Source organism: Chitinivibrionales bacterium, from assembly GCA_035516255.1.
GTDB lineage: Bacteria > Fibrobacterota > Chitinivibrionia > Chitinivibrionales > FEN-1185 > FEN-1185.
Genome location: DATJAL010000002.1, coordinates 219750 through 238998 on the forward strand (window position 1 = coordinate 219750; position 19249 = coordinate 238998).

The 19249-nt window shown below is 54.0% G+C and carries 18 protein-coding genes; 2 read left to right on the plus strand and 16 right to left on the minus strand.

The features are described from left to right. Positions 1-54 precede the first annotated feature (54 nt). The 6 genes from VLX68_01480 to VLX68_01505 form a co-directional block, all read right to left on the minus strand. The gene (locus tag VLX68_01480; protein ID HUI90893.1) at positions 55-900 is read right to left on the minus strand and encodes a class I SAM-dependent methyltransferase; all 846 of its coding nucleotides are present in this window, start codon (positions 898-900) and stop codon (positions 55-57) included. 112 nt (positions 901-1012) lie between these two features. Then, positions 1013-2134, minus strand: coding sequence for a VanZ family protein (locus VLX68_01485; protein HUI90894.1), 1122 nt, complete (start codon positions 2132-2134; stop codon positions 1013-1015). Positions 2135-2196: 62 nt separating this feature from the next. Continuing rightward, positions 2197-3198 carry a Gfo/Idh/MocA family oxidoreductase gene (locus tag VLX68_01490; protein ID HUI90895.1) on the minus strand — a complete coding sequence of 334 codons (1002 nt, stop codon included), beginning with the start codon at positions 3196-3198 and terminating at the stop codon, positions 2197-2199. 67 nt (positions 3199-3265) lie between these two features. Next, positions 3266-3895, minus strand: coding sequence for a sugar transferase (locus VLX68_01495; GenBank protein HUI90896.1), 630 nt, complete (start codon positions 3893-3895; stop codon positions 3266-3268). A 40-nt stretch (positions 3896-3935) separates the two neighbouring features. Next, complete coding sequence (locus VLX68_01500; GenBank protein HUI90897.1) at positions 3936-4355, minus strand: hypothetical protein; 420 nt, start codon at positions 4353-4355, stop codon at positions 3936-3938. A gap of 210 nt (positions 4356-4565) precedes the next feature. Beyond that, entirely contained in the window at positions 4566-5960 is a 1395-nt protein-coding gene (locus VLX68_01505; protein HUI90898.1) for a hypothetical protein, read from the minus strand. Between the two features lie 159 nt (positions 5961-6119). Between VLX68_01505 and VLX68_01510 the strand changes: the two genes are divergently transcribed. After that, the gene (locus VLX68_01510) at positions 6120-7052 is read left to right on the plus strand and encodes an exosortase/archaeosortase family protein (GenBank protein HUI90899.1); all 933 of its coding nucleotides are present in this window, start codon (positions 6120-6122) and stop codon (positions 7050-7052) included. On the opposite strand, the gene VLX68_01515 is transcribed toward VLX68_01510, so the two are convergent. The 9 genes from VLX68_01515 to VLX68_01555 all read right to left on the minus strand — a co-directional run bounded on the left by VLX68_01515 (position 7044) and on the right by VLX68_01555 (position 15547). After that, entirely contained in the window at positions 7044-9158 is a 2115-nt protein-coding gene (locus tag VLX68_01515; GenBank protein HUI90900.1) for a tetratricopeptide repeat protein, read from the minus strand. The genes VLX68_01510 and VLX68_01515 overlap by 9 nt on opposite strands. Positions 9159-9221: 63 nt before the next feature. Beyond that, the gene (locus tag VLX68_01520) at positions 9222-9998 is read right to left on the minus strand and encodes a VPLPA-CTERM sorting domain-containing protein (GenBank protein ID HUI90901.1); all 777 of its coding nucleotides are present in this window, start codon (positions 9996-9998) and stop codon (positions 9222-9224) included. Between the two features lie 361 nt (positions 9999-10359). Then, complete coding sequence (locus VLX68_01525) at positions 10360-11379, minus strand: RnfABCDGE type electron transport complex subunit B (GenBank protein HUI90902.1); 1020 nt, start codon at positions 11377-11379, stop codon at positions 10360-10362. Between the two features lie 3 nt (positions 11380-11382). Next, positions 11383-12003 (minus strand): Rnf-Nqr domain containing protein, encoded by a 621-nt coding sequence (locus tag VLX68_01530; protein ID HUI90903.1) that lies wholly within the window; start codon positions 12001-12003, stop codon positions 11383-11385. Further along, positions 12000-12599: an Rnf-Nqr domain containing protein gene (locus tag VLX68_01535; protein HUI90904.1), complete on the minus strand. Its 600-nt coding sequence runs from the start codon at positions 12597-12599 to the stop codon at positions 12000-12002. Before VLX68_01535 ends, VLX68_01530 begins: the two co-directional genes overlap by 4 nt. Continuing rightward, a complete protein-coding gene (locus VLX68_01540; protein HUI90905.1) occupies positions 12596-12793 on the minus strand; it encodes a hypothetical protein in 198 nt (65 codons plus the stop codon). The genes VLX68_01535 and VLX68_01540 overlap by 4 nt, the downstream gene beginning before the upstream one ends. Then, the gene (locus tag VLX68_01545; protein ID HUI90906.1) at positions 12786-13826 is read right to left on the minus strand and encodes an RnfABCDGE type electron transport complex subunit D; all 1041 of its coding nucleotides are present in this window, start codon (positions 13824-13826) and stop codon (positions 12786-12788) included. Before VLX68_01545 ends, VLX68_01540 begins: the two co-directional genes overlap by 8 nt. Further along, on the minus strand, positions 13823-15178 hold the full coding sequence (gene rsxC, locus VLX68_01550) for an electron transport complex subunit RsxC (protein HUI90907.1): 1356 nt from the start codon (positions 15176-15178) through the stop codon (positions 13823-13825). Before rsxC ends, VLX68_01545 begins: the two co-directional genes overlap by 4 nt. A 12-nt stretch (positions 15179-15190) precedes the next feature. Beyond that, positions 15191-15547: an STAS domain-containing protein gene (locus VLX68_01555; protein ID HUI90908.1), complete on the minus strand. Its 357-nt coding sequence runs from the start codon at positions 15545-15547 to the stop codon at positions 15191-15193. Positions 15548-15640: 93 nt separating this feature from the next. Here VLX68_01555 and VLX68_01560 point away from each other — a divergent pair, with 93 nt between their 5' ends. Beyond that, the gene (locus tag VLX68_01560) at positions 15641-16174 is read left to right on the plus strand and encodes a DUF4416 family protein (protein ID HUI90909.1); all 534 of its coding nucleotides are present in this window, start codon (positions 15641-15643) and stop codon (positions 16172-16174) included. A 77-nt stretch (positions 16175-16251) separates the two neighbouring features. Here the strand turns inward: VLX68_01560 and VLX68_01565 are convergent, their stop codons facing one another. Then, positions 16252-19098, minus strand: a complete 2847-nt coding sequence (locus VLX68_01565) for a DUF4982 domain-containing protein (GenBank protein ID HUI90910.1) — start codon at positions 19096-19098, stop codon at positions 16252-16254. Positions 19099-19249: the final 151 nt, after the last annotated feature.

Consider the following 19249-nt stretch of genomic DNA (forward strand, 5'->3'; position numbering starts at 1 on the left):
TTTCCCAAAGGTATTATTATCCGCCTATCGCGCATGACGAGTGACGGAACGGCCTTATTTTGTGCCTGTTAATCGAACGGCAAGCAGCGCTTTAAAAACCTTGTTGCTCGCCATAAATTTCCGGAGGGAATAGGGAAACACTTCCAAGACGAATTCAAAAACGCGGATCAAGGTCAGGGGGATTTTTACATATAATCCGTGGGACCCGACATACGCGGTTGTTTTGGCGAAGCCGATCTTTTTAAACAGATTCGCAAGCTCCGTGACAGTGTATTCTTTAAGATGAAAACCGGTTGCTTCCGTGTCGAAATATCTTGAAATATCATGAGGGCCGTTAAGCCTGTTCACCGTTATACAGACATAGGAACCTCCCGGTAATAAAACTCTATAGATATTTTGGAGTTGTTCATAGGCGTCATCAGGATGCAGATGTTCCATTACTTGGTGGCTGTAAGCGAGAGAGACGCTGTTTTCAGGGAGGGGGATATCGGTTCCGTTGTACAGGATTAATTCGAAGTTCTCCGGCTTATCCGCACATTCGGTGATCACCGTTGATACCTCGATGCCGAATACCTTTTTTACCAGTTTAGCAACGGTAAAAGACAAACCGCAGTTTCCTGCGCCGATTTCCATAAATACAGTTTGAGGATGCAGGAAGTTTTTTAAAAATAGCATTTGTGAATGAACCGCCTTCTTCATATCGTCAGGGGAATTTTTCCGCATCAGGGAAGGATGATGTTTAATTCTTTTATATAATTCATCATACTGGCTTTGGTACAAATGCCTGCGCTCCTCTTTGGAAGCGTTTCGCAGACGTGATGACAATTCTTTTTCAACTTCATAATGTTCTTTTAGTTGTTCGACTGTTCGATGTTCACTTGAGGGAATGCTTGATCGCATTGCGTATTCCTTTGTTTCAATTTGTAATAATTATTGGGCCGTTTTGCGGGTCATCACGGATATCATTAGGAGCAGCATATATGATGCCAAGGGACGACATACGGTTGGTATTTTAGTCATTTTGCAACCGGTTTTTAAAGATAACCCCCATGATATAAGCGCCTGCCAGGGCGCCCACCGTGTTTAAAAATAAATCGCTTAATTGCGAACTGCGGGTCGGGATATAAACTTGTGCCAACTCGATGAATAAACTGAAAAGAAAACCGATGCCGGTGGTAAGCAAAGTGGCAAATATCCTGTCCCTTTTTTTTAAATACAAAACCAACGACAGGATGAAGCCAAACGGAATAAAACCGAAAAAATTTACGGCCGTATCCTGCAGGGAGCCTTTTGCCCATACATGTTCCATATCCGGCAAGGTTAGGATATTTAATTTCAAAGGCGTAAAAAATTTAGGCACAAATAATCCATTGCCTTTGCCAAACAGGTTTGCAACCCGAAAATCCTTTTCCAGAGAAAAATCATACGACGCAATGCCGGTCTCGCTATAGGCGGGAATTTCCGGCCGGCGGGTCGAAGCGCAACCTTTTCCTCCGGGTACCACCTCGGGTAAGAATGCATCCCTAAAAATCATTATCTTCTTCATCGTGCCTTCCCATGAGCCGGTTCCGTCGGGAGAATTGCCGATCACGATTCTTCCAGGATGCAGTATATCGCGTCCGTCAATAATAAATCCTTGCACTATCTTTCTGCGAGTTCCATCGGCACATAGTTCCGTTCCCCTCGGATTACCGGTGATGGAAATGGTCGTTTCGTTCTGAAGGAAAAATATGCTGTCGCAATATAAATTCTTCTTTATCCCGTTGTGATTGCTCAGGATAATAAATCTATGGTTGTACTGACCAACCGCCACCTTTTCATTATTTGCGGTATCGCAAAACGAAATAATCCTGGCTGTGGCGCAGTCACAGAAACGCGAGGGCGTAAGATTCATTAAAACCGTGAACGTGGAATCGGAGACTTCCGGACGGCCGAACGGCCACTTTTCTTTTGAGAATACCATGCCCGACTGACTGAATCGCATCCCCTTTCCGCCGGCAGCCAATTCGACTTTGTTAAAGAGCCGGTAGCCGCGGGGATTAAGCCCGACCGCAAGCATGACGAAGACCGTGCATGCTAATAGGATAGCAGCGGACTTTTGCAGTCGTATGGTGCGGCGGACGTCCCTATTCATGGAAAAAAAATACATTCGGATGCGGACTATTTACAGCAACAGGAAACAGGATTTGGTAAAAACTAAAGCGCGATCATTTTTCCGTTTTGCTTGAGGGATTTATCGCACGCCGTAAGGAGCCGCACTACCTGAAGGCCGGCGACGCCGTCGTTGCACGGCGTTTTCCGTTTTGTCACACATTCCACAAAATAGTTGCTCTCCAGCTTCAAGGCCTCGGTCTGTCCGACGTTCGGCGCCCACATGTCGCCCGACCGGTAGTTGACAAGCAGATTATAGATGCTTTCGCGGTTTTTGACCTCGATGCCCCTGTCATAAACCTTGATTTTTTCGTCTGGATCCACATCGTTCCACACCAGCATTTTTTTCTTTCCGCCAATGAGCGTGGTGCGGACTTTGACCGGCGACAGCCAGTTGACATTGAAATGGGCGATAAGGTCTGAGGCGAAAAACACCGTGATGTAGGCGATATTTTCAAAATTACTTACGTGGTTTTTACCGCACGCCGATACCGCGACCGGGCGATCTTTGATGACGTAATTCATGATCGAAAAATCATGCGGGGCAAGGTCCCAGACCACGTTGACGTCGTGCTGAAACAGTCCGAGGTTGACGCGTGTCGAATCGTAGTAATATATCTTGCCCAATACTTTTTCATCAATTAACGATTTGATCTTGCGGACCGCTCCGGTGAACAGAAAAGTGTGATCCACCATAATGGTGAGCTTTCGTTTCTCCGCGGTCTCGACAAGCGTCTCGGCATGGGCGACCGTGGCGGTGAAGGGTTTCTCCACGAATACGTGCTTGCCGTTGAGGAGGGCCTGCCGCGCAAGATCGTAATGGGTGGAAACAGGAGTCACTATGGCGACGGCATCGATGTCCTTTGCCTTTATGATTTCCTTGGGATTGGAGGTACAGCGGATTCCGGGGTTGGTTTTGGCAAGGGTCGCGTAGGTTTGCTGATTTTTATCGCATACGGCAGCGACGGTTGCGCCGCCTGCTGCATTAAAGTTGCGGACGATGTTCGGTCCCCAATAGCCGTATCCTAAAACGCCGATTCTCAGCATGGTGTTTCCTTTACGGTAGTGCGGTTGTGAAAGTAAAGAACTCGGCGCCATTAAAAAAAAACAGAAGTCAGTATGCGCCTTTAAATAACGCAAACGGCGTCTGAAGGAGAATGATGATGTCCCACAGAAGAGACCATTGCGAGATATATTGAATATCCATCCGTACCATATTCTCAAAGGAAGTAGAGCTGCGCCCCTTCACCTGCCAGTATCCGGTGATGCCCGGCTTTACCTCGCAGACGCGGCGCTTGTGCCATGTTTCGTATTCGTCAATCTCGTAAGGGATGGCGGGCCTCGGCCCCACGAGGGACATATCGCCCTTCAGCACGTTGAAAAGCTGCGGCAGCTCGTCGATGCTTGTTTTTCTGAGGAACCTGCCGACGGGGGTTATGCGGGGATCATCTTTCATTTTAAATTCGCCGGCCTTGCACGTGCCGTTGTTTTGTATGAAATTCTTTACGAATTCCCTGTGGATGGAGCAGTCATGCTGAACGCGCATGGACCTGAATTTAATGAACGTGAAAAGTTTGCCTCCCTGACCGACCCGTTTCTGGATGAAGAAAACAGGACCCGGCGAGGTGAGCCGGATGGCTATCGAAACGGCAAGAAACAAGGGAGATAAAATGAGAAGTCCCAAAAGGCCGCCCACAACGTCCATGCAGCGTTTTGCCAGCAGCGCGGCTTTTATTGGTTCGATGCGTTTGAGGGGAGAAGGGTAGAACCTTGAGTCGGCGACGCTATTTTTTTTTTTCTACTTCTTTTTTATCCTCGGGAAAAGAGGTGCATGAAATGGTCATACCGCGTGCCGCGTCAGGGCCGAAGGCTGCGTCGAGCCCCGGCTGTATTTTCGCAAGGATCGTCTCTTTGGCCTGCGAGTTGTAGTCGGTGTAGATGATGCCGATGGTCCGATGGCGATCGTACCATCCCTTTATGTCAACTTCCCTTGTTGAAGTATTGATAAACAGCTTTATTTTTTTTGAAAACTGGCTGTCGCGGGGAATTTTGAAAGAGGGATCAATGGTGACCATGACAAATAAAAACGGTTTTCGCGAGCGCTCGCTCCGTTTGCGTTCCATCACGAGCATTTCGCGAAAATAATCCTCGGAATAAAATCCGAAACACGCATCAAAAACGATTGCCGTTTTACCGCTTAACACAATCCAGTCCTACAAAGTCCGTTGCTTTGATGAAAAGGGGCTTATTGACACATGCCACTTACTATTTAAGAACATACAAAATGGATTAAATAATCTGGTATGACAAGATACATTTCTGTTACATGAGGGGAAAAATATCAAAAACTGCTTTAGCGCTTAATGGGCCGGTAGGAAAAAACAGACGACGCGGAAGCGGGAAACAAACAGCTGTTATTTCTCAGAAAATTCTATTTTACAAGAGGGAACCAATGCGATTTTTCCCCGCGACACTCTGGTTATTTTTATTTTGGGAAGCCGTTCCTCGATGGCTCGCGACAATCTCCTGATGCGTATGATGATATTGGGCGCTTTTGGATCGCTGGCGATGGAGCTGTCCGTGGCGAATTCACGATGAGAAAAAACGGTTTGCCCCGAAACGGTGTGAGCCAAAAGCATTTTCCGGAGAATTTTTGCCGGGACGTTTTTCACGAAATGCTCTCCGTTGAGGGAAATGCTTCCGTCTGCGACATGATAGACAAACTTCGCTTTGAAGGACACAGTTTCCAAGAGTTGCTTATGGCGCTGTTCGGCCTCTTTCCACGATGATCCAGGGGATGAGACGGCCTCATCGAGAAATGAGGACAGGAATCCGGGAGGCACGGGTATGTTTTTCTTGTAATTGAATCCAAACAGGATGACCGGAGACCCGTAAGCGCATCCTTTATGAAGAATGACGCGCTTTTTCTTGGGACAGAAATAATCTTTTATCCACATGATTATTTGACAATCAGGCACATCGAAGGTTGTGAGGTCTATCGAATTCTTTTTGCAAAAGGCATGAAAATCGATGGTAATGCCGTAAAGAGTTTCATTAATGTAAATTTTACCGTTTTTATTAACAACCAAGCGACCGCTGAGGATGTCCTGCAGGCCGCGGCTGTCAGCCAAGATAAAACCCTCCTCGAAAGAGGGAAGGTCGAATCGTATCGGCATCATCTGGACGAGCTTCGATATCCACAATTCGCCGTTCACCGCAGGCAGCCGGCCGGCAAACGCCCTTTTCAATGAACGCCGCCTCTTAACCACCGACGAGTGCATTACCATAAGCGTGGTGGTATTTCTCTTTTCGTTGGAATCGTGGAATGAGATGCGAAAGGTGATATCCTTGAGGATTTTCGACGCAAGATGATTAAAAATGCGCAAAAGCATGAGGCGTATGTCGGTATTGACAAAGAAGAGTTTTAAAAACGGTTTCATCCAGGAAAGCATCATTGAGGCGGGGACAACGGAGCCGCGTGAGACTTCCCGCGACAGCGTGGCGACGAAATCAATGTCGCTGACGCCGCACGCATCGAGCATCTGCTCAAGCCCGTTTAAAACATGAGCGACATATTCAAGGGGCAGCGGATGGCCGCCTGTCCACAGGAAATTAAAAAGATCGGCCTCTTCAAAGCCAAACGGAAGCACGGGCGGCGGACATTTATTCCAGAATTCCCTGATTTTTTCCTGTGGCAGCTGGATGAGCATTCCGGCATAGAGGTATTTGAGGAGATCGCTCTGGACAAGCACGGGGGGACAACAAGAAATATGAGGCGTGTTTTTTGGCAGGAAGGTCTGCAGAATCATTGTATTTATTAACGGTAAAAGGAATGCCAAAAGAGAATGGATAAAAACGAATATATAAAATCATGTATTGCATGCATAAAGTCAAGAAAGTAAATATGAGGATATTGTCACGAAGGATCAAGGCCGTATTTATTTTGCTGTTACCCGTGTGAGAAAAAAATGCAACGCATTACCGCATTTTTCGTCCTGTGCGCTTTTACCCTTGCGCTCTATTTTATTCCATTAAAAGCCCTCGTTCAACTTGCCTTCCAAAATGACGCCTATTCCTATATTCTTCTGACGCCGTTCATCAGCGCTTTTTTTGTGTTCCAGATGCGAAAAACCCTGGTCCCCGATGTACGCTATTCGATGGCACGCGGAAGTATCTTAATTGGATTTGCCGTTGTCACCCGCTTTCTGCCTTTTCTGCCCGGCCTCGGATTTTTAGCGGATCCGCCTGGAACATGGATGACAGCTTCAATGATTATTTTTTTTGTCGGCGGTTGTGTCGCGCTTTTCGGCGGGCGCGTGGTGTTGCAGGCGAGGTTTCCTCTCGTGTTGCTCGTGGTGTTCGGCATCCCTCTTCCCGATGCGTTGCGCGCCGCATGCGTGGCCGCCCTCCAATGGGGAAGTGCGGCGGTTGCCGACATTATCTTGAAAATCTCGGGTGTGGCATATGCGCGCGACGGACTTTGTTTTTATTTTTCCTCCATCAGCATCATCATCGCAGACGAGTGCAGCGGAATACGGTCCAGCTCGGCGCTCATTATCACGAGCGTTGTCGGCGCCAGGCTTTTTCTCGCCACGCGGACCGGCAAGATTGCTCTTGTCGTTGCCAGCATCCCCCTCGCAATGGTTAAAAACGGCATCCGAGTGGCCACGCTTGCGCTTTTGGCCGAAAAGGTCAATCCTCATTTTATCACCAACAGCAACCTTCATCATCACGGAGGGTTCATATTTTTCGGCATCGCTTTGGTGCTTCTCATCGCCTGCCTGCTGCTCATCGAACGTGTGGAGCGGACGAGAATGCACGCCCGAAAGAGTCCAGGCGCACTGCAAAAAAGTGGGGCCCGCCGCGAGGCTGCCCAAGGGCCGGAGCCGCCGTCACCGTGAGGATTCAAGGAACTTGACACGCTCGGAAATTTCCGACGTGTCAAACGTCACCGGCACCTGCTGCCGGCCGGCACGCACCGCCGAAACGGCGGAGGCAAAGCTCTGGCCTGCTTCATACTTTTGATTGTTCTTTTCGAACGCGGTGCCGAGAAGGAAAAGGAGCTGGGGTTCCCTGACGGCGAGCGGGTGGTCTTTGAGGAGCCGGATGCACTCGTCGTGCCGGCCGGTCTTCAACAGCGCCTCTGCGTAGGTGTCAAGAACATGGGGATTGTCCGAAGCCAGCGCATAGGCGCGTTTTGCCGCGATGAGCAGTTCAGCAGGCGGGCATGAATCGGCCTTTAAATACGACCATGCAAGGTTATTATATAAAAGGCCCAATTCCTTGTCACGGGTACCCCCGTCTTTTTTACATGCCGCGATAAGGTCCTTGAAAACGGACGCCGCTGCTCCGAATTGCGCTGTCTCTATCAAGAAGGAGCTGTAGGCGGCCAGAAGGTCCCGCGATTTATTTCTATTCAGCAATTTTTCATAAACGGCGCGGGCTTCTCGGGGATTGCCGCCGAAATGGAGCGCCCGCGCTTGGAAAGAAGCGAGTGCCTGCGGCGAAACGCTGCTATTACCGCATGCCGCGAGCACGGCGTCGTATTTTCTTTGCGAAAGCAGGGTCGACAGCATCGCGATTTCAAAACCTTCATTCTCGGGATATTCTTTCGAAAGCGCGGCAAAAACGCCGAACGCGGAATCGGTTTTTCCCGCGGCCAGCGCAAGCATTCCTTTTTTGTAAAGCACTCCCGGGTCACGGGGGAACTGTTTTTCCAGCAACGCCTGGGCCGCCATGCCTTTATCGGCCATGTTTTTCCTGAACATGATGTCCCTGAACAATTCCAGGGACTGTTTGGTGAACCATTTGCGGTCATGAAGAACGGCTATCAGCGCGAGTGCGGCGCTGTCGGCGCCCGCGTCGGCATAGGCCGTCGCGCGCTCGACCAGCACGCGCGGGGAATGGCTGAAAATAGGCGGGAGTGAACCGAGGCCGGCGGCCGATTTCTCGTAATTGCCGCGCTTTCCGTTTTCACGCGCCACAATCAGGTCGATGGCGGGGCAGGCAGGAAGCGCTTTCCGGTTCACCTCCATCAACGGAAGCGCACCAGCCGAATCGCGCGCCGCACCGGTCAAGGCGCCGGCAAACGCTTTTTCCGCGTTGAAGAAGGGGAAATCCCGCGGGATGATCGCCTCGATGCGCCTGATTCCGTCAGGCTGGTTTTCCGTGTAGTAAATAAGGTACATCACGGCACGGATCCTGAACGCCAGATCGACGGCGCCTTTCGCAAGCAGGGTATTGTGGACGCCGCTGAGCAATTTCACGGCCTCGCCGTACCGTTCCTGCGCCACAAGCAGATCGGCGTATTCCACGCGGGAGGTGTCGTTGAAAAGCCCCAGAACCTGCATGAACTTGAACAGCGAATCAACGGCCGCATAGTCAAAGGAATACGCATCAAGGGTCGCGAGCGCGCTCATTCCTGTCCTGTCAAGCATGTTTTTCCCGCGCGCCTCGGTGAGGACGGCGCGGGCTTTTTCAAAATCACCTTTTCCGCTGTGGGCGAGGGCGATCTGCCGGTACAACCTGGCCGACGGCGTGAGGGCATTCAGCGGTTTCCATTTTGCGAGCGCGGAATCGAATTGCTCAAATCTGAAAAAAATGTCTCCCCGGAGCTCCGCGGTGCGAAAGGAGTCGGGCAGATCCGCAAAGGCTTTCAAGGCAAACGACAGCGCCTCCTCACGGTTTCCATGAAACGACAGGGCGGTGCGGAAAAACAGGGCTTCGGGCCGCTTGAATCCCTTTGCCCAGGCGTCTTCAGCATGGGTAAAAGCGTCTTCCCGGTTGTCGGCGCTGGTTGCAGCAGCCCAGCTGTACTGCGGGTTCGCAGGGTCTTTTTTACAAGCCTGGTTGAAATATTCATATGCTTCGGCGCGTTTATGTTCGTTCAGCTTTTCGAGGCCTTGTTGGTAAATGTCCCGGGCGGATTGCGCATTATCGGCCGAAGCGCCGGAAACCATGCAGACGAGAATTCCCGGGAGAAGGAGCAGACTTGATTTGCTTTTCATGGAACGGCGCACCAAAAAAAACGGAGCAAACATGCTCCGTTTTTTTATCGGGAAGATTTTTTGTTATGCCACTTTTCGACGACGGGCTATTCCCAAGCCGCCCAGCGCGCACAACCCGGTAAGAAGCATGCAGAACAAAGCCGGCTCAGGCACGCGGAATGCTAGAAATTCCTGGGAAGGCCTTTGGGTGGGGCTGAAAACGGCCAATGAATACGTGTTGTCATCACGGTGACTGAAAGCGGCGTCAAGCAGGTTGCCGATGAAATTCTGGTCGCTGAGAGAGTTGACGCTCTGGAAATTTCCGTTGTTCAGGTTCATTGATGCGCGGGAACCGGTATAATCCCTCGAAATTTCCCAAAATGCAAGGCTCAGGTCGCTTCGGTCTGCGGCATTGAAAGAGGCATCGGTATTATAATAGTACTGGTCGGCGAGATAGCCGATCATGGCATATTTTTCGGCGGTAATGGTGTTGTTGATCGGGACGGCATTGGTTTGAGTATATGACGGCTGGGACAGAATGCCCTGCGTTCCGCCCGTCAAGTTCGTGGTGGTGAGCAGCTGGCTCGCCCATGAATCGCCGATTTTGATATCGCCGATGGGGTCAATGCAGAAGGTTTCCCATGATTGACCGGTGGTGACGTCCGTGGCATCATACAATCCGGTATAGACGGTTGCATTCACCAATTGAGGGCCGGACATTAGCTGTGACGGATCCATGTAGATGGAAAAATTTTTAGTCGTTCCGTCTGCAACGCCGGTCAATTGGATGACATCGGCCGCGACCCAGGTGGCGCCCAGCAACAAGGCAATAAATCCGAGGTTTGTTATTGATGATTTCATATAGGTACCCTCCACTGGCAGAGAAAATTTCGATGTAATCAAGCTTTCAATCTAAATGTCTTGTTGATCGCCATCAAGTTACATTTTAGTTACGTCCAAAAGAACCTTACAATACCCTTTTTTGGCTATACGCGATTTTAAGCTTGCAACCTTCATGCCATTACGCTTGATTGCATTAAAACGGTTCATGGACAGGCTTTTTTCCAAGCTGACATTAAATTTCAAATTAAAATGGAAAAATCAATGACTCACGCAAGGGAGTTTTTGGCTATACGTTTCCCAAAATGCGAATTTGAAAAGACCGTAAATGCTTTGCGGGAAGGACGAATAGGATGATTTGATGGGCGGATTGATTCTAAAGCTACTGTTTTGATATTCTCCTCCTGCTGTCTTCCACATACCCAAGGCCGCCCCACATGGCAATTGCGTGGACGGGGCAGGTGTTGAGGCAGAGGCCGCATCCGATGCACTTGTCCTTGTTGACCACATGACGCTGGCCCTTGATTCCCGTGATGGCTGCGGTGGGGCACGATCCCACGCATTCGGCGCAGCCGTCGCATTTGACGTCGATGTTCACCTTGGGCCTGACCTTGACAAGATCCATAAAGCTGTCTGAAGGGCAGGTGTGCGCGGCCACGATGAAATTTTCGCCCGATGAATAATCGAGAACGGGCAGGCTGTTTTCCATGGTGATGGCGCCCGAAGGCGTTGCCCTGACGCACTGGGTGCATGCGGTGCAGCCAACGGCGCAGTACTGCAGCACCCTGCCGCCGCGGTCGCGGTTGGCGCACGCGAGGAATATCTTGTGCACGCGGGGTATGAGCTCGATGAGGCCGCGGGGGCACGCCTTGACGCACAGGCCGCACCCGGTGCACGCGTCAGGGTTGACAACCGCAATAAGGTCGGCGGTGACGGCGACGGCGTTGAACGGGCATGCGGCAGCGCAGCTTCCCAGGCCGAGACAGGCGTCTCGGCATGTTTTGGGCCCGTTTTGCGCGATGAGCGCCGCCCGGCAGTCGGCAATACCCTGGTAGACGAAGCGCTGCGAGGTTTCCTTTGCTCCTCCTTTACAATGGACAATGGCCATGAGCGGTTCCGGCATGGAGATGGAGACGCCAAGAATATCGCCGATTGCGTGCGAAACCGGGGAGCCGCCGGGCACGCAGCCGGTGGACGCCGCCGTATGGTTTGCAATTGCCTTTGCAAAGGCGCGGCACGTGGAAAAACCGCACGCCCCGCAGTCAACGTTGGGGAGTGCGTTGTGGATTTTTTCGGCGGTTTCGTCGTTTCGCAGAAGAAAGGTGCGGGATGCAAGCCCGTACAGCAGGCCGAAAAACAGGCCGAGCATTCCGAGAAACAACGCGGGCAGAACAACGGTCACGGCTTATCCTCCTGTGACGCGGGTGAAATGAAGGCCCCAAAAGCCGAGAAACGCAAGGGACATGAGTCCGGCGCTCAGCAGAGAAATGGGAAATCCCGAGAGTGCTTTTGGGATTCTCGCGTATTCCAGGCGCTGCTGTATGCCCGTCATGAGCACGAGCGCGAGCGTGAAACCGCCACCGGTGGCCAGCCCATTGACAAATGCTTCAAGCAGCGTGAACGGCTGGCGGGTGAAAGGGTTGGTTTGCGCATTGATGAGCGCCAACGCGATCACGGCGCAGTTTGCCGCGATGGAAGGGATGTAGACGCCCGCTTTTTCATGGAGCGCGGGCCACAGTTTGGAAATTCCTGTTTCCGCGAGGAGCGAAAGCGAGACAATCACGAGGATGAACACCATGGTCTGCATGTATTCCATGGAGGCGGGCACCAGCACGTATCTTCGGACAGCCCAGGTGAACACCGAGGTGAAACCCATGACGAACGTCACCGCGATCCCCATGCCGAACCCGTCCGAAAGCTTTTTAGTCCTGCCGAAGCAGGGGCAAACGCCGATCAGGCGCGACAGCACGATGTTGTTGATCAGAATCGAGGCGATGCAAAGATCGAGCAGCGCGTGCAGGTTCATCGCGGCCTCTCTCTTTTTCTCAAACGGAGAAAATTATAAAGTCCGAGCACCAGCGCAAGGGCGAAGAATCCGCCGCAGGGACTCGCAAAAACGAGCAGGGGATTTTCCGACGGCACCACCCGCTGTCCGAAAAGCCGGAAGCTTCCGAGGATCTCACGGACAACGGAACAAAAAAATAACGCGGCGATAAATCCGGCTCCCATGGCCGCGCCGTCGATCACCGACGGTACAAGCCTGTTTTTTGCCGCGAAAGAATCTGTCCGTTCGAGGATGAGGCAGTTAACGGCGATGAGCGGCACGTAAATGCCGAGTCTGCCCCTCAGACCGGGGGCATGCGCCTGCAGAAGCATGTCGGCGATGGTTGCAAAGCACGCGATCATCATGAGGCGGCAGAGCGCGGCGACATTCCGGGGAATCAGGTTACGCGTGAAAGATACCGCGGCGGCAGAGGCGACAAGAACTCCCCAAACACAAAGTCCCATTCCAACCGCGTCGCCCACGGTGGCTGTGACGGCCAGCGCGGGGCAGAGGCCGAGGCCGAGCCTGAACAGGGGATTCTGATCAACAATGCCGCGGTTCAATTCGCCTTTCATCATCTGGCCTCCAACGCGGGAGTTCGGGCTGAATCGGGCGCCGGCGGATGAGCCGGCATATTTTGATGGGCCGGTTCAGCCGTTGCGCCGGCCCTTGCGACGCCGGGATTTGCCGCATGGATCATGGCCACGAGAAGACCGCATAAAAACGCGGTGAGGGTTATGGCAAACACGGATTTGACAAACGCGCTACCCATGTTTTCTCACCTCACCGAAATACCGCCGTCTGGTATATCGGTCAAGAATCGGGACCGCAAGGTTCATGAGGAGCACGGCCCAGCAGACACCGTCGGGATATCCGCCGAATTTTCTGATGACAAAGGTAAGGCCGCCGCAGCCGATGCCGAACAGGATGCGGCCCAAGCCGCTCATGGGCGAGGTGACCGGGTCGGCCGCGAAAAAAAACGCGCCGAGCATCGTGCCGCCGCAGAGCACCTGGTAGAGGGCGGCAATCAGTGAGTCCGCCGAAAACAAATCGCCGACGCCGCTGAAAATCCAGAACAGCACGAACAGTGTGCCCAGGAAAAATAACGGCGTCCTGAACCTTATAATGCCCCGGTAAAAAAGAAAAATCGCGCCCGCACCGACGGCGGCCGCGCTTGTGGCGCCCAAACTCCCGCCCACGTTTCCCCAGAAAAGGCTGGGAATCGCATCCTGAAGGTCAAGGGACGTGAAAACGCCGGAGGCCATGGCCGATTTGAAATACGCCAGCGGCGTGGCGGCGCTGATCCCGTCGAGTCCCCGCTGGAGGCCGCACAATGTGCCGTGGGCCGGAACCGTCCACGACGACATGGCGGCGGGGAACGACACCATGAGGAACGCGCGTGCCGCGAGCGCGGGATTGACAAAGTTGTGTCCGAGCCCGCCGAACGCCATCTTGACAACTGCTATTGCGAACACGGCGCCGCAGGCGGCAATCCACAGGGGCAGGCGGGGAGGGAGCGAGAGGCCGAGCAGCAGGCCGGTGAGCACCGCGCTCAGGTCGCCGGTGGTGAGCGGCCTGCGGAAGAAGGCGCACAGCAGCGCCTCGGAGCCGACGGATGCCACAACGCACAGGGCGACGAGCAGCAGCGCGTAAACGCCGTAAAACACCGCCGACGCGGCGAGCGCCGGCGCAAGCGCGATAATGACCGCCAGCATGATGGAAGGCACCGACTCGCCCTGCCGGATATGGGGCGGCGCCGAGACATACAAGAGCGGTTGCAGGCGGGCGGAAGCGGTATCGTTCATGATGCCGTTCCGCCCGGTGTTGCGGCGGCAGACGGCAGGCTGGCGCTGCTGGCCATGTATTTTCCAAGTTTCATGAAATGCACAAGGTTTATTTTTGCGGGGCAAACGTACGCGCACGACCCGCATTCTACGCACGCCATGACACCCCATTCAATCGGTTCAGCCGTTTTTCCCTTGTCAATGAATTTCATGAGAAAAGATGGGTTCAATTTCATGGGACATGCCTGCATGCACCTTCCGCAGCCGATGCAGTCGTACTTCCGAATGCCGGGGAAAAGCGCCGAAAGTGCGACCACGCCCCGCGTGGTTTTGATGATCGGCGCATCGAGCTCGGCCTGCGCGAGGCCGCGCATGGGCCCGCCCATGATTATTTTTTTCACCGCTTTCATGTCGGCGCCGCAATGTTCAAGCACATGCCTGACGGGGGTGCCGACGCGCACCAGCAAGTTTTTCGGCGACGCCACGCACGGGCCGGCAACCGTGATGACGCGCTGGTAAAGCGGAACGCCGGTCGCGACGGCCTGCGCAATGGCGTAGACCGTGGCGGCGTTGTGCACCACGCAGCCCACGTCCGCAGGGCTGCCTCTGTAAGGCGTTTCCCTTTTGGTAAGCGTCTTGACCAGTATTTTCTCTTCGCTTTGCGGATATTTTGTTTTCGTGGACACCAACAAGAAATCGCTCAATTGCGGGTCCTTTACGGCTTGCGACACGGCTTTCAGGACGCCGGGCGTCTCGGCGGAAACCGCAATCACCGCTTTTTTAGCGCCCAGGATTTTTTTTACCATCAGCGCGCCGGTCAGCACGTCGCCGCACTTTTCGACCACCAGCCGGGCGTCCGCGGTCATGAGGGGTTCGCATTCGGTGCAGTTCAGTATGAAGGTGTCAATTTGTTTGCCGGACGAGGCAAGCTTGACGTGCGCGGGAACGCCGTCTCCGCCCATTCCGACAATGCCGCATTCGCGGACCTTTTGAATGATTTCCTCAGGCGCGGCGTCGCGCCACGGCTTCTGCAGCGGCTTTGCGTCGGCCGCCCTGTCCTGGCCGTCGTTTTCGATTTCAGCCGCGAGCACGCGCTCGCCGTTTGGATGAGGAAACTTGGAAACGGAAAGCACGCTCCCTGAAACCGGCGAATGCACTGCGGCGGAATCAAGGCCGGCGGGCTCGGCAATGACCTGCCCCCGTAAAACCCTGTCGCCGCGTTTTACCACCGGGGTGGCGAGGATACCCGCATGCTGCAGCATCGGCACAATTATTCTTGAGGGCGGAGGAAGTTCTTCGATGGCCAAATGCGCCGTGGTGAGCTTGCCGTTTGGCGGATGGATCCCCCCGCGAAAGCCTAATATCCGCAGCACGTCGTGGGTCCTTTACTTGGCAATGGCGTTTTTCCCCTGCTCCCAGAATTTTTCTTCGGACGGGAAGAGCGGCACCACCTTGCCGATTTCAAGTACGTAAAACACGTCCCATACATTTCCTTCGGGGCAGACGATGGCGATGCTGCCGTCCTGTTTCTTGGCAAGGTAAGAAAGTTTGAGGATGGTTGAAAGTGAATAGCTCGCGATCGTCTTGAGCGCTTCGAGGTTGAGCAGAAAATGCTTTTCTCCTCTGCCGAGCTCTTCGTTGAAGACCTCGCTGAGCTTGCGGGCGCCTTCCCAGTTGAGGTTGCCTGCAAGGTTAAAAACGACAAAGCCGTTTTTCTTTTGGGTATTGAGCAGAAACTGCATCGGTTCTCCCGGCCGGTGTTTTTCTCTGTGTATAAAATTATATTTGGACAAGCATTAGCAAAGCCAAATCTTGTTCATCCCAACGGGGATATCATGGGCATCGCAACCGTCCCGCCGCCGGTAAAACTGTTTATCGCGGAAATGTTCGACGCATCGGTGGATCACCGTGAGGTCCAGAGTGTCCTCGCGCAAAAATTCGGCGGCATTGACGCCACCCTTGGACCAATTACGTTCAATTTCACCGAATATTATAAAGACGAAATGGGCGATGACCTGAAAAAAATGTACCTCACGTTCGAACCGCTCATTCAGCGCGACGCGCTGGCGGCCATCAAGATATTCACCAACGACATTGAACGGCGTTATAGGTCAAACGGCGGGCGCAGGCTCAATCTCGATCCCGGCTATCTTGCGCCCGACAAGCTCGTGCTAGCCAGCACCAAGGATTTTTACCACCGGGTGTACCTTTCGCAGGGGATTTTTGCCGAGGTAACGCTGCATTATCGGAAGGGGAGTTACCGGTATTTTTCGTGGACCTATCCGGATTACAAGGAGCCCTCGTTTCTGGAGTTTTTGGAGGGGGCGAGGGCGGGGTACATGAAGGAAGTGCGGAATCCTTCGCGGTAGCGGGATAAAAAAAGGAGGGGACCCTGAGACGGTCCCCTCCGCCGAAATACGGGAACAACTCCTTTACAAAACCGAAATCACCTGAGCAGCACCAGTTTTTTCGCCATCATGGCCTTTCCGTCCACGATCAGCTTCACAAAATACACCCCGGTGCGCGCCATGCCGTTGTCCGCTGATTGACTTAATGCGACAGGATGCCATCCGGCCGGCTGCTTTAAGGCTGGAATGGTACGCACCACTCTGCCGCTCGCATTCATGATTTCAACCGAAACGTTCGCGGGCACGCTGATGAAATACCGTATCTTGTCGCCGGACGCGGCGACCTCCGTTATCAGCGCTTCCTTGAAATTCTGCGGGGACAATGACGGTTTTCCCGCGACCACCACCTGGTCGGTCACCGGCTTGATATCATACGTGGTGGTCGCCGTGGGAGTGGGGAGCCCGGCCACGGTCGCGGTCACCGTGACGGTGCCTGTGGTAAACTGCGACCGCACCGCTACCATGGCCATGCCGCCTTCGATGTTGAGTTCGGGATCGAGGGGCGCGTGATACCCGTAGGCCTGGCCCGTGGTGACGAATTGGTCGCTGCCGCCGCGGTACGTTGCCGGTCCCGAAACGCTCCAGGTGATCTTGCCGGAATCGGTGGGACACCAGTTGTTGTTTGCATCAACGATCGTGGCCTTGATGAGCGCGACATCATAGCCATTTGCGGTGACCTGGAACGTCGAGCCGTCCGGCTTGGTGGTGTTCTGCTCCTGTGTGAGCACGATGTGGTGGGGCGCGCCGGCCGTCACCTTCTGGTCGGAGCACACAACGGCGCCGCTCGCGTTGAGGCCCTCCGCCTTGAGCGTGCCGGCCTGCCAGGCGACATTGGTAAATGTGCATTGGAAGGGCAGCTGCGTGGTGGTGTTGCTCACGTCATTGATGCCGCCGGCAGCTCCCTGCTGGCCGTTGGGCGCCTGCGTTCCTATAACGTTTCCGTTGACGCTGAGACGCACCTGCGGGCAGTTGCTCCATACGTCAACCCGGACCGTGCCCGAGCGGTTCCAGTGGTTGGAGATCGCGATCCTCGGCTGGGTGGTGTAGGGGATCCAGCACACGCCGTATTGATAATAGAGAAACTTCGGGATGCGGCTGAAATCGGTCATGGAAGAACCGAACGAGCGCGCATTGTTCGAGTTCGTGCCGTCGAGGTACGGGCCGGTTTCTCCAGGCGTTTCCATAAAGTACCATTGCGCCATGCCGAAGCAATTGTTCTTGATGCCCGCGGCCCAGTCACGCAAGAATTCACCCGACTGCATGACCTCCCAGTCGTAGGCGAACCGCTGCGAGTGCCTGCCCCAGTATTCGGACCCCCACCACGGGAAGTTGATGTTGTTGCCGAGGGGCTTCTGCTGCGCGTCGCAGCCCGTGAGCGTGCAGCCGTGCAGGTCGAGTTGGCCTTGGGTGAACGGCTTTCCGCGCAGCGCGGTCGCGCGCGGCGCAAGCGAGTCCCACACCGTGCTGAGCGCGCGCAAGGTGTCGGCATAGAGCGAATCCATGTCGCCGTTGGAAGCCTCCCACGCGAGGATGCACGGGTGGCTGCGGTCGCGGATGATCACGTCCCGGTGAATTTCTTTCTTGAGGGGCCGTTTGGAAGGCGTCTGGTCGATGGCCGGGTCGCTGAACGCTCCTTCGCCTTCGCCGGACGGCTGCACGATCATGATGCCGAACGCGTCGCAGGCCTCGACAAAGGTTCTGCTGCACGACGAATGGCCGGGCCGCCACAGGTTGCCGCCGACGTCGGCGAGCAGTTTCGCGTCGCGCCATTCAACCGCGGGCGGCACCGCGGTGCCGAGCGCCGGGTAGTCATAGCGCGAGGCCGCGCCGTACAGATGGTGCACGTGGCCGTTGATGTAAGGAAAATTCTTGTCCCACGTGATGGTGCGGATGCCCAGCGGGCTCTGCACGAGGTCCACCACGGTCGTTCCCAACTTAACAATGTGATAAACAGTGTGGAGGTTCGGCTTGCCCCACGGGCTGTTGTTCGGGTACCAGAGTTTCGGGTTCGCGATGGTGCCCGACTGGTCGAACACGAAGCTTGACCCTGCCGGGATGGACTGCGTCTGGTCTTTCGAGAGCACCACGTTATTATTGGAGGCGTCAACCACTTTTGTGGTGACCGTGACGCTCTGGGCGGCAGTGCCGTCATTGAGCACGTTAGTGAGCATGCGCACGGTCGCCTGTGATCCGTCGGCGGCGACGTTCGTGGTGGCGACATAGGTGCCCCATTGCTTTGTGCCGGAATATTCATTGGTGGGCACGTGGACCTTGTCGGTCAGTATCAGCCACACCGGCCGGAAAGGCCCGCCCGAGCCTTGTCCGAACCTGAACACTGTGGCAAATCCTGGGTCTGCGAACCATGAAGCGTTCATGGCCACGCGGATGGCGATGACGTTGTCGGAACCGTCGGTAGTGACAAGACTGGTGATATCATTAGTAAATCCGGTAAACCCGACAACATGCGTGGCCGTCGTGTTTATTGAGCTGGAGGTGGGAAGCATGGTTCCGTTGACATACACCTGGCAGCCGAGGTGCACGCCTTCGCACTCCAGGAAAACCTTTTTGCCCGCATATTTCGGGTCAAGCGTGAAGTGCTTGCGGTACCAGTAGGGACCGCCCGGAAGATTGCCGCCGCCGGAAGTGTTGTTGACAAACGTCTGGTCTTCCGCCATGCAGTGCGGAACGCCAATGTCGCTCCATCCGGCGTCGTTGAAGGAGGTGGCCTGGGCGCCTGTTACATCAGACTTGCTTATCTTCCAAGACGTTCCGCCGAGATTGAATACCACCCTGTTGCTCGAATCGGGTGTGTACGTCTGAGCGATACCCGAAATGGCGGCAACAAGAACAACGGCCAATATAAAAATACCGATTCGCCTAACCATCGTCTCCCCCCTTTTTTTAATGAAACGCTTAAAAAATGTTTAAAAGGTTGAAATAAATTATTGGATAAACACAGGTTATACCCGTCACACCTCATTAAATATATCGTTTTTGCGACAATTTCGCCATATTTTTATTCTAAGAAAGAAATGT